Origin of the sequence: Paenibacillus cisolokensis (assembly GCF_018403665.1) — a bacterium.
Taxonomy (GTDB): Bacteria; Bacillota; Bacilli; order Paenibacillales; family Paenibacillaceae; genus Paenibacillus_AH; species Paenibacillus_AH cisolokensis.
The window spans coordinates 1-10,459 of sequence record NZ_BOVJ01000070.1; the positions used below are offsets into that span (position 1 = coordinate 1).

The 10,459-nt window shown below is 59.7% G+C and carries 14 protein-coding genes; 1 reads left to right on the forward strand and 13 read right to left on the reverse strand.

The genetic code is table 11. The features are described 5' to 3' along the window. Positions 1–56 precede the first annotated feature (56 nt). The 9 genes from acpS to PACILC2_RS10495 all read right to left on the reverse strand — a co-directional run bounded on the left by acpS (position 57) and on the right by PACILC2_RS10495 (position 5,256). A complete protein-coding gene (gene acpS, locus PACILC2_RS10455; protein ID WP_062495595.1) occupies positions 57–476 on the reverse strand; it encodes a holo-ACP synthase in 420 nt (139 codons plus the stop codon). A 15-nt stretch (positions 477–491) separates the two neighbouring features. Continuing rightward, positions 492–1,301 carry an NAD(+) synthase gene (gene nadE / locus PACILC2_RS10460; RefSeq protein WP_062495597.1) on the reverse strand — a complete coding sequence of 270 codons (810 nt, stop codon included), beginning with the start codon at positions 1,299–1,301 and terminating at the stop codon, positions 492–494. A gap of 16 nt (positions 1,302–1,317) precedes the next feature. After that, on the reverse strand, positions 1,318–1,752 hold the full coding sequence (locus tag PACILC2_RS10465) for a BrxA/BrxB family bacilliredoxin (RefSeq protein WP_062495599.1): 435 nt from the start codon (positions 1,750–1,752) through the stop codon (positions 1,318–1,320). Continuing rightward, entirely contained in the window at positions 1,736–1,918 is a 183-nt protein-coding gene (locus tag PACILC2_RS10470; protein ID WP_062495601.1) for a hypothetical protein, read from the reverse strand. Before PACILC2_RS10470 ends, PACILC2_RS10465 begins: the two co-directional genes overlap by 17 nt. Before the next feature lie 60 nt (positions 1,919–1,978). Beyond that, complete coding sequence (locus PACILC2_RS10475) at positions 1,979–2,377, reverse strand: DUF3905 domain-containing protein (RefSeq protein ID WP_062495602.1); 399 nt, start codon at positions 2,375–2,377, stop codon at positions 1,979–1,981. 13 nt (positions 2,378–2,390) lie between these two features. Further along, positions 2,391–2,531: a hypothetical protein gene (locus PACILC2_RS10480; protein ID WP_213528818.1), complete on the reverse strand. Its 141-nt coding sequence runs from the start codon at positions 2,529–2,531 to the stop codon at positions 2,391–2,393. Between the two features lie 55 nt (positions 2,532–2,586). Continuing rightward, positions 2,587–3,717 carry an ATP-binding protein gene (locus tag PACILC2_RS10485; protein ID WP_213528819.1) on the reverse strand — a complete coding sequence of 377 codons (1,131 nt, stop codon included), beginning with the start codon at positions 3,715–3,717 and terminating at the stop codon, positions 2,587–2,589. Next, the gene (locus tag PACILC2_RS10490; RefSeq protein WP_213528820.1) at positions 3,687–4,247 is read right to left on the reverse strand and encodes a hypothetical protein; all 561 of its coding nucleotides are present in this window, start codon (positions 4,245–4,247) and stop codon (positions 3,687–3,689) included. The genes PACILC2_RS10485 and PACILC2_RS10490 overlap by 31 nt, the downstream gene beginning before the upstream one ends. Positions 4,248–4,395: 148 nt before the next feature. After that, positions 4,396–5,256: an alpha/beta hydrolase gene (locus PACILC2_RS10495; protein ID WP_213528821.1), complete on the reverse strand. Its 861-nt coding sequence runs from the start codon at positions 5,254–5,256 to the stop codon at positions 4,396–4,398. Positions 5,257–5,385: 129 nt separating this feature from the next. Between PACILC2_RS10495 and PACILC2_RS10500 the strand changes: the two genes are divergently transcribed. Beyond that, complete coding sequence (locus tag PACILC2_RS10500; RefSeq protein WP_213528822.1) at positions 5,386–6,660, forward strand: BaiN/RdsA family NAD(P)/FAD-dependent oxidoreductase; 1,275 nt, start codon at positions 5,386–5,388, stop codon at positions 6,658–6,660. A gap of 114 nt (positions 6,661–6,774) precedes the next feature. Here the strand turns inward: PACILC2_RS10500 and PACILC2_RS10505 are convergent, their stop codons facing one another. From PACILC2_RS10505 to PACILC2_RS10520, 4 genes are all read right to left on the reverse strand, one after another. Beyond that, positions 6,775–7,161, reverse strand: coding sequence for a hypothetical protein (locus PACILC2_RS10505; RefSeq protein WP_213528823.1), 387 nt, complete (start codon positions 7,159–7,161; stop codon positions 6,775–6,777). Beyond that, positions 7,158–8,489 (reverse strand): ABC transporter permease, encoded by a 1,332-nt coding sequence (locus PACILC2_RS10510; RefSeq protein ID WP_213528824.1) that lies wholly within the window; start codon positions 8,487–8,489, stop codon positions 7,158–7,160. The genes PACILC2_RS10505 and PACILC2_RS10510 overlap by 4 nt, the downstream gene beginning before the upstream one ends. A 14-nt stretch (positions 8,490–8,503) precedes the next feature. After that, positions 8,504–9,205, reverse strand: coding sequence for an ABC transporter ATP-binding protein (locus PACILC2_RS10515; protein WP_213528825.1), 702 nt, complete (start codon positions 9,203–9,205; stop codon positions 8,504–8,506). A gap of 140 nt (positions 9,206–9,345) precedes the next feature. Then, positions 9,346–10,251 carry an aldo/keto reductase gene (locus PACILC2_RS10520; protein WP_213528826.1) on the reverse strand — a complete coding sequence of 302 codons (906 nt, stop codon included), beginning with the start codon at positions 10,249–10,251 and terminating at the stop codon, positions 9,346–9,348. Between the last annotated feature and the right edge of the window lie 208 nt (positions 10,252–10,459).

Below are 10,459 nucleotides of genomic sequence, written 5' to 3' on the forward strand. Positions count from 1 at the left end.
CTTGACAGGGTGCAGTTCAGCTAAAGGACAACCCCCGCTCTCGAAAAACTCGCCGGTTAACGAATGAGACGCATGCCCGAGTCGGGCCGGTCTTCGGCGACGGCGAACGCCGATGCAAGGCCGCGCTCATGGGTGATCGTAACGAACAGGCGGATGCGGCTTCCGTCGAGTCCAAGCCGCTTCCATGCCGCCTCGGTCAGCAGCGCCTCCGGTTTACCCATGGGGTCTTTGCCGATATGAATGTCGGCAAACGATACTTTGGCGCCAATACCGCAGCCGAGCGCCTTGACGACCGCTTCCTTCGCGGCGAAACGGCCGGCGACGAATTCCGCGCGCCGCTTCTCCGCGCAGCCTGCGGCCAGTTCGCGCTCGCCCGAAGTCAGAACCCGCTCCAAGAAGCGGGCGGCCAAGCCGCTCTCCAGCAGCCCGGCCACCCGTCCGATGTCGACCAGATCATGCCCGATGCCGATAATCAGTTTTCGTCACCCGCATTAGATGCCCGGAATCGGCGACCGCTTGTGCTCCGTCTTCAAATACTGCTGCTCCAGCTTCTCGCGCACGGCCGCGTCGATCTCCTTGCCTTCCAAATAATCGCTGTTGTCTTCGTAACGAATACCCAGTTCGCCTTCGTCCGTCTGGCCTTCCCACAATCCCGCCGTCGGCGCCTTGTTCAGCACGCTGTCCGGCACGCCCAGCACGACGGCGAGCTGCCGCACCTGCCGCTTGTTCAGGGAGCTGAGCGGCGTAATGTCGACCGCGCCATCCCCCCATTTGGTGAAAAATCCGGTAATCGCCTCGGAAGCATGGTCGGTGCCTACGACAAGCAGATTGAGGTCGAAGGCAAGCGCGTATTGCGTAACCATCCGCGTACGCGCCTTCACATTGCCCTTGGCACCGCGGCTGAGATGCCGGTGGATGCCGAGCGACTTGAACGCGTGCTCGACTTCCAGCGCGATCTCGTCGACGGCGTCTTCGATATTGGTTTCGACCGTATATTTCAGGTTGAACGCCTTGGCCACAGCGTAGCTGTCGTCAATATCTTCCTGCTTCCCGTACGGCTGAAATACGCCGAGCGTCATATACTCCTTGCCCGTCTCGGCGGTCAGCTCGTCGGTCGCCCGCTTGCACAAGCCGGCCGCTACGGCGCTGTCGATGCCGCCGCTGATCGCGATGAGCAGCCCGGACATGTTCGCCTTGCGCACGTGATCCTTCAGAAAATCGACGCGCCTGCGAATTTCCTGCTCCGGATCGATGCTGGGCTTTACGCCGAACCGCTCGATAATTTCCTGCTGCATGCTCATCTTCGCCTGCGCCTCCCTACCGGCAAAAACGGTCAAACGCTCCCGTCAAATCCGCGGCGATTTCCGCCGCCGAGCGATTCTCGATTTGGTGACGTTCGATGAAATATACCAGTTCTCCGTCCTTCATCAACGCGATCGAAGGCGAGGAAGGCGGGTACGGCGCAAAGTATTCGCGGGCTTTCGCCGTCGCTTCCTTGTCCTGTCCGGCAAATACCGTAAACAGGTGATCCGGCGTCACATCGTGGCGAAGCGCCTCCGCCACGCCCGGGCGGCACTGGCCGGCCGCGCAGCCGCAAACGGAATTGACGACGACAAGCGCCGTTCCTTTGGCGTTCGGCAGCTTCTCCTCCACTTCTTCCGGCGTCCGCAGCTCCTGAAAGCCGATACGGGTCAACTCGTCGCGCATCGGCTGAACCATATCCAACATATATCGCTCAAATGACATCGACATGGGGCAATCCACTCCTTCTCTTCCTCATTTGACTTTTATTATACCGCCGGTCCGTATCGAAAGCAAAGAGAAAAGGCGGCCGCGAATAGGCCGCCTTCCCGCCGCTGCCGGCATTCGCGGCGCGCGCCTCGACCAGCACGACGCCGAAGCCGTGGCCGGCTTCCACGGACAGCCCGCCCGAACAGGCGGCGCGTCCGCCGGCTTGCGGCCGCGAGTTGTCATGCCGTTATCTGTCCTTCGGATTGTCATCCGCATCATCCGCGGAACTTTCTTCTTCGTCTGCGGCCGCATGACCGGACAGCTCGCCCGAGCGGTAACCGGCATTCTCTTGCGGGTGCATGAAAATGCCGGACGCGGGCGCAATGCCGCGTTCGAAATAATCGCGATTTTCCGCGGTGTGGAACCCGACATCCTTAAACGGATGAACCCACTGATCGCCGGCCATAATCGCCGGGTCGGTATCCTCCGTCCATTGGCTCAGCGGCGACTCCGGAGAATCGTATTCGTGATCGCCGATCACGACGCCGTATTCATTCACGAACGGCTCGCGCGGCCCCCGGCCTTTCCGAAACTGCGGCAAAAATTCGATTTCGAACGGATCGTAAGAGGAGTCGTCCTTGCTCATGCGATGCTCCTCCCTATTCCGCCGGCCGGTTCGGGCCGTTCAGCCTTCTGTCGATGCCGGGCACTTCCGGCGTATGGCCGAGCGGCGCTTCGCGCGCCTTCGACGGACGCTCGTCCCCGGCTTTCCTTTGGCCACGGTTCTTGTTTTTGTGCACGTTGGAACCTCCTTCCAACGTTAGTATGCGACGCCGCACATCCCGTTATGCCCGGTTATGCCGGGGGCGGCTCGAGCGCCAGCTTGACGGTGAACGTCGTCCCCTCTCCTTCGCGCGATTCGACCTCGATGACGCCGTTGTGGCGCTCCACGATACTCAGGCAAAGCGGCAGTCCCAAGCCGGTGCCGCGCTCCTTGGTCGTAAAGAACGGCTCGAACAGACGCTCGATTTTCTCCTCCGGAATGCCGATGCCTTCGTCCGTAACCTGCAAGACGACAGCGTCTTCGATGGCGAAGGTCGCGATTCGTATTTCACCCTTATCCTCCATCGCTTCCATTCCGTTGCGCACCAGATTGAGAATGAGCTGCTTGATTTCCTTCTCGTTCAGTTCGAGTTCGGGAAGATCTTCTTCCAGATCGAGCTCGATCTTGAGCCCCCTCATGTTGGCGTCGGCCATCAGCAGCGGCAGCAGCTCGAGTATAATGCTGTTGAGCGAGCAGCGCTCCTTCTCGATCATCCGGTTCTGGGCAAGAGATAGAAAGTCGTTAATAATGCTGTTCGCCCGGTCGAGCTCGTCGAGCACGATGCGGAAATATTCCTGCAGATGATCGGGGCTCCGCTCTCTCATCAACTGGACAAAACCGCGGATGACGGCCATCGGATTGCGAATTTCGTGGGTAATGCTGGCAGCCATCTGGCCGACGAGGCTGAGGCGTTCCATCCGCCCGAGCTCGTCCCTGAGCCAGTTCAGTTCTGTCACGTCGTAAAAGATCAGCGCGGCTCCGGTTATCGCTCCGCTTTGCAGATCGCGAATGGAGAACGACGTTTTGACATAGGTTTTTGCATCCGTTTTGCTAAGGTGGGATGTCGCTTGCTTGCCCTTCAGCGCTCCGTACAGAAGCTCCTGGCTCTCCTTGTCGATTCCTTCCGAAAGACGCGGGAACGAAAGGCCAATCAGCTCCAACCGGCTGCGTCCGTTCACATTTTTATGAAACAGCTGCATGGCCATTTCATTAATATGCGTAATGCGGCCTTCCCTGTCGACAATGACGACGCCGAGACTCGTTTCATCGATAAACTGCTGCAGCTTTTGCGCTTCGTTGCGGAAATTGCCGGACATATGCTGCAGCTGTTCGTGCAGCTGCTGTTTTTCTTTTACGCTCTCGACAATAAAAAAGAGGCCCACTGCACCGCCAATCCGACCGTGCTAAAAGCAAATACTTGCAGCAGACAGCCGAAATCGAGCGGCATATTCGACGCCCGGACGGTAACGACATACAGCACGACATGGCATACATACAGCACGCCGGCCAGCATCCATGCCATTTTCATGCGATCGTGGCGCTTCGCCAGCCGGAACGGCCGGATTGTCAGCGCCAGAAGCGGAACAAATATCATAAGAAACGATAGAAATCCTGCAAGCTCCCATGATGCGTCCATGCATATCGCCCGCAGCCCTATGTACAGCACGGTCAACATGGCCATTGCCGGCAATCCGCCGTAAAGAGAACCCAGTATATAAGGGCTGAGGCCCAAATTCAGCTCATAGCCGTCAACTGCATATGACGTCAGCATGCATAGAGCCATCGCTCCGCCGCACAGTGCAGCCAGCAAGAGGGAAACTTCTTTCCAACTGTCCGACCTGTCGTACCGTATTTGGAAAGCGAGCGCGGGTACAAGCGCCAGGATGGCTTGCAGCAGCATTTCCTTCCACACCGAAAATCATTTTCCCCCCATCTGTCGTGCGGTTATCCCCCTGATATTACCGATTAAATCATATGTATTCTTTTTTTACAATCTGTGGGTGTCAACCGGCGATAGATTGATAGATGCGCGCATACGAACGCTTCCGTCATTCGGCCGGTCATTCGCGGAACGGCTCGCGCGGCTTTGAACGGAGCCTTGCCTTAAGCCAGCGCGTCATATGCCGAATGACGTCATCCTTGTCCAGATCGCGATGCAGCTCGTGATAGCCGCCATCCCACGGCACAAATTCGCAGCGGCTTCCGACCTGACGGGCCAATTCCCGGCTGGCCTCGAACGAAGTGACGCGATCGGCCGTCCCGTGCATCAGCAGGAGCGGCGTATCCAGCTCCCGCGCATGGGCAAGCGCCCATTCGCCCGCTTCCTCCAGCGCAACGAACATGCCGGGCGTAATCCACAGGTGGTTCAGCGGATCGGGCTGCGGCGCTGCGTCGGACGCGGCCCGAAACAGATCGCCCGGTTTCAATCCGGTGCGCTGCGGCAGCGTCGGCCAAAGCCGGGCCATTATCCGGCCGATCCGCAATTTCAGCGCGGGCACGCGCATCGCCAGACGCAGCCAGGGACTCGACAGGATAAGTCCGTCAAGCCCGGGCCGCAGCCGAAGCGCACAGTTCAGCGCGACGGAACCGCCCATGCTGTGCCCGTACAGAAAACGGGGCAGGCCGGGATGCCGCGTCCGCGCTTCCTCCAGCAGCAGGCCCGCATCGCTTACGAGCGCCATGATCGAGGGCGAATGGCCGCGCCGGCCGGCGGAACGGCCGTGACCGCGCTGGTCGTACGCCAATACGGCAAAGCCGGCTTCCGTGAACGCGCCGGCAAGCTCCGCATAGCAGCCGCTATGCTCGCCCATGCCGTGCACAATACAGACTGTTCCGACCGCCTCGCGTTCGGCAGGCAGCCATTCTCTGGCGTACAGCGTCAGTCCGTCCGAAGCCGCCAGCTTCCATTCCGTGTGAATCATCCGTGAAGACCTCCCTCAGACCTTTTCTTATTGCCGGCTGTCCATTTGGTATTTACCGCGAAATTATTTACAATTAATATAACACGCGAAGAACAGACGGGCGAATGCCTATTTTGTAAAGGAGCATCCATGAATTATGACGTCATAATTGCCGGCGGAGGACCTGCCGGTCTGATGGCCGCCGTTGCCGCCGGCTCCGCCGGCGCTTCCGTGCTTCTTGTCGACAAGGGGGACAAGCTGGGGCGCAAGCTCGGGATTTCCGGGGGCGGCCGCTGCAATGTAACCAACCGGAAGGAACCGGACGAACTGATACGCTATATTCCGGGAAACGGGAAGTTTTTGCACAGTGCGCTGAGCAAGTTCGGCAGCCGGGAGATTATCGCCTTTTTCGAGGAAATGGGCATCAGGCTCAAAGAGGAGAATGAAGGCCGCATGTTCCCGGTAACGGACAAGGCCAAAAGCGTCGTCGACGCCCTTATTCGCAAAGTCCGTTCGCTCGGGGTGGAAATCCGGGTCAACGTAAAGGTGGATTCGCTGGACATCCAGGGCGGCGAGCTGCGCGGCATCCGGCTGGCCTCCGGCGAAACGGTCCGCGCTTCGGCGGTTATTGTCGCCACCGGCGGCAAGTCCGTGCCGCGCACCGGATCGACGGGGGACGGATACGAATGGGCGAAGCAAGCCGGCCATACGATTACCGATCTGTACCCGACCGAAGTGCCGCTGACCTCCCCCGAGCCATGGATACAAAGCCGCGAGCTGCAGGGGCTCTCCCTCTCGGGCGTCGTCCTGACGGTATACGACAGCAAAGGGAAGAAGCTTGTCGCGCACGAAGGCGATATGCTGTTCACCCACTTCGGCCTGTCCGGCCCTGCGGCGCTAAGATGCAGCCAATTCGTCGTCAAGGCGCTGAAGCGTTCGGGTGCGGAAACCGTTACCGTGGCGATCGATCTGCTGCCGGACAAATCGGCCGACGATATCTATGCGGAAACGCTGGAGCTGGCGCGCAACGAGCCCAAAAAGGCGGTGCGCAATGCGCTGCGAGGGTACATACCGGAGCGGTTGCTGCTGTTTCTGCTGAACCGGTGCGGCATTGACGGGGAAGTCACATATGCCAACATTCCGAAAGGACCGTGGCGGGAGCTTGCGATGCAGATGAAATCGCTGCCCGTCCGCATAAACGGTACGCTGTCCATCGAGGAAGCGTTCGTCACGGGAGGCGGCGTTCATCTGAAAGAAATCGACCCGCGGACGATGGGGTCGAAGCTGCTGCCCGGGCTTTACTTCTGCGGGGAAGTGCTCGATGTGCACGGGTATACGGGCGGCTACAACATTACCGCCGCTTTCTCGACCGGCTATACGGCCGGTTCCAGCGCGGCGGCGAAAGCTATGCTGGTTCACCGCTAGACAAAGCGCAAACAGCCTTCCGTGCCCGCCTGACAGGCGGACATGGAAGGCTGTTGCTTTGTAATCCGGGGCGGAAACCGAAATTGGGGCGATTCGCCGCCGATGCCGGGACTTTCAGCCGTTCTCCTCGACCGGAAAACCGTTGAACGGCAATTCGGTGCCATCCCGCGTTTCGTCGGCAGGCTCATCGCCGGATGCGTACGCTTCCGTCCAATCCTCGTTCACGATATGAGCCGGAATCGGCACCTGATCCATCGCGTAGACGCCGTCAGCCAACGAGCTTTCGAGCAGCGGCGGCGTTTCGATCAGCCGGCCTCCGTGGGCTTGCGCAATTTCCAGTGCCGAGACGACGTCGTCCCGTTCCAAATGAAGATGAAGCCGGGCATCCTCCGCCAGCATCGAATCGTAACCGAGCTCGATCATCGTATCGCAGGCTGCGGCGGCGGATGCGGCATCGCTGAATTGAAACAACAGGGCGGTGCTGCTGTTGGCTTCCATCATGGTCGATCTTCCTTTTTCTCGTCAGTGTGCCCGGAAGCGGGCTCCTCCATTCGTTCCCGCCCGTCCCCGTATATCCCGGACTCCTCCTGACGAACCGTCATCAAACTGCCGATGACCGATTGAAGCAGCGCCGACCATCCGAGGATGACAGCTGCGGCAAGCGGCGCTCCCCACCAGCCGAACGCTCTCCAGCCGGCATAGGCGGCAAGCCAGACGGTTCCCGGCAACAGCAGCCAAAACCGGACCCGGTTGCCGCCTTTCGCAAGCGCCGTCTTCCGCCAGCGGAATTGCGCCATAAAAGGCTCGTTCAGCCAGCCGCGCCACCCGTCCTGCAGCCAGATGGAGGGCAATACCGGCACCGCCGCCGCGAGCCCGAGTCCGAGAGCGGCAGGAGAAAGCGCGACGGCGGCCGTCGATACGGCGAAATAGCCGTACAGCACTCTTATCAGCCGGAACTGGCGCAGGCACGATTTGATGTATTGCCCCGCTATGACATCGGCCTGATCGTTGCCCCGAAAAATGCGTCCCGAACGGCGAAATAAAAGCGGCCGTTTGAATGATATGACGGGCTTCTTCTCGATCACCTGGCTCATTAGAAGCTCGGTGCTGGAAAGCCGCGCCTTCCGTTCGCGCGCGATATCGGCTTCGAATGTCCCGCGCTGTCTGAGCCGTGCGACGGCTGCAAGCAAGACGGCTGCAAGCACAGCCGCAACCGAAGCCGCGAACGGTACCGGCTCGCTTAAAACTACGGCGACGGGAACGATATAGATCGCCGAGAGCACGATGACGAGCGCCGTCCCGGCCGCATATTTGCGCCAGCTGCGATATCGCGTCTCCATCATGGCGAAGGTGAGCGAGGACAGCAGGCCGCACAGCGCGGTGAACGCCGCCCAGCCTATAATTTGCCATGCTTGCAGGTCTAGGCCGAGCGCCAGCCAAGGCAATGCAACAACAAACAGCACGGCGGTCTTGACGATCTGCCCCGCAGCCGTATAGACGATGCCGAGCTTCGCCAGCGTTCTCACCCATCGCGGCCGCTGCATCAGAAACAGCAGGTCCGCCTCTTCGACAAAAACGCGCAGTCTTCCGGACAGCACGCCGAGCAGAAGCAAGGCGACGCTCCCGATCGCCAGCGGGATGTTGGAGAGCCAGGCGGGCTCGTCCCGCCACAGGTCGGCATACAAGCCGCCGCAAATCCACAGCCCGGGGATGAGCAGATAGAGCCATACGGTCCAGTCAAGCGCCGTCTTCCATACTTTGTACTGGCTCCTCCAGAACGACGCGACCCGTTTCGCGAACAGCCGGGGAGGCGTCCATCGATGTCCCATCGCTTGGCCTCCCCTCATGTCAGCGCGTCGAAGCAGTCGAACAGCGAAGCGTCCGGCGCGAGCCCCGCTTGTTCGCGCACCTCATCCAGCGTGCCGGTAGCGACGACCGTTCCGGCGTTGACCAGCACGAAGCGGCTGCATATCCGCTCCGCCGTATCCAGCACATGCGTCGACATGAGGATGCCCGCTCCCCGCTTCCGCTCCGATTCCAACAGCTCCAGAAAGTCCCGCGTCGCCCGCGGGTCCAGCCCGACGAAAGGCTCGTCGACGATGTAGACGTCCGGCTCCAGCATAAACCCGATAATGAGCATCGTCTTCTGCTGCATTCCTTTGGAAAATTTGACCGGATACTGGTCGCGAGCGTCGGACAACCGGAAACGCCGGAGAAGCGCTTCGGCCCGTTCGGCCAGTTGCGGACCGTTCAGTTCATAGGCCGACGCAGCCAGCTCCAGATGCTCCCATAGCGTCATATATTCGTACAATACGGGCTGTTCGGGCACGTACGCATACCGGCCGTTGTCCCCCAGCACCTGCACCTTGCCTTCCATATGCCGCAGCAGCCCGAGAATCGTCTTGATCGTCGTGCTTTTGCCCGCGCCGTTCGGTCCGATCAGTCCGACCAGTTCGCCGGCCCCGACCTCGAATCCGATATCGCGTATGACCGGCTTTTTCTCTTCGTATCCGGCAAAGTGAATGTCCGCTTTCAACACTGTCACAGCATTTCCCCCCGCTCTCTACCCCTAGACGCATGTAGCGCACTGATTCGGCGCTCTTCTATAATCGACAATCGTCGTTCTGCGACTATATCATTTTCTACGTCGGATAGAGGCCGCGGTTCCACTGTTCCGGTATGCCGTTATTCCTGGACCAGTTTCGCCGCCCTGGCGTTGCTCTCCACCTGGGAAGGATCCTTGCAGCCGGGAATGACCGCGGTCACGGCCGGGTGCTTGAGGCACCATGCGAGCGCCCATTCCGCCATATTGACGCCTTCCGGCACTTCCTCCTTGCGGATTCTTTCCACCTCTTCGATCATTTTGATTCGTCCTTCGGGATCGTTGCGTCCTTTGCTCGCCCGCACATCGTTTTCCGGGAAGACGCTGTCCTTCGAATATTTTCCGCTCAGAAAGCCGCTGGCGAGCGGCACCCGCGCCAATACGCCGAGGTTCTGATCCTGGCATGACGGGAATACTTCCTCCTCCGGCGTCCGGTCGAGCCGGTTGTACACGACCTGAATGACGTCGGCCTTCACTTTGGTGGCGTTTTTCGTCTGATAAATATTGCCGTTGTAGCCGATCGAGATGCCCAGATGGCGGATTTTGCCGGCCTGAACCTGTTTGTCCAGCATCGTCCACATGTCGTCGTTGTTGAAACGCTCGTCGGAGAGCGAATGGAATTGGTAAATATCGATATAGTCCGTGCCGAGCGCCCGCAGCGACTGTTCGAGCTGCTCCCTCACATCCTCCGCCGAGGAGCGGTCGTCTCGCTTCAGATGAGCATGGAAATGATGGCCGAACTTCGTCGCGATAATCCAATCCTCGCGCCGGTCGCGGCGAAGATAGCCGCCGATCAGCTTCTCTGACAGATGATCCCCGTAGCATTCCGCCGTATCGATCAGATTAATGCCAAGCTCCTTGCCTTTGCCCAGGATGGCGTCCACATCCGACTGCGTGTAGTCGACGCCCCATTCTCCGCCAAACTGCCACGTCCCGATGCCGACGACCGACACTTTCAGTCCCGTCCGTCCGAGTGTCCGGTACTTCATCGTTTTCATGCTCCTTTCCCAAATCAAAAGTATGTATTTCTTTTTTCATTCTACCATAAGCGCCCCCATTTCACCGCCAACGATTTGGGATATTCCGGACGGTCAGCATAAGCAAAACGACTCCGTCGTCCCGCCCCCGCCGGGCGATTGCGAACCTCCAGGGCTCCATTCGTTCGCGCCAACTCCGTCGGACGCATCTTTACGCACC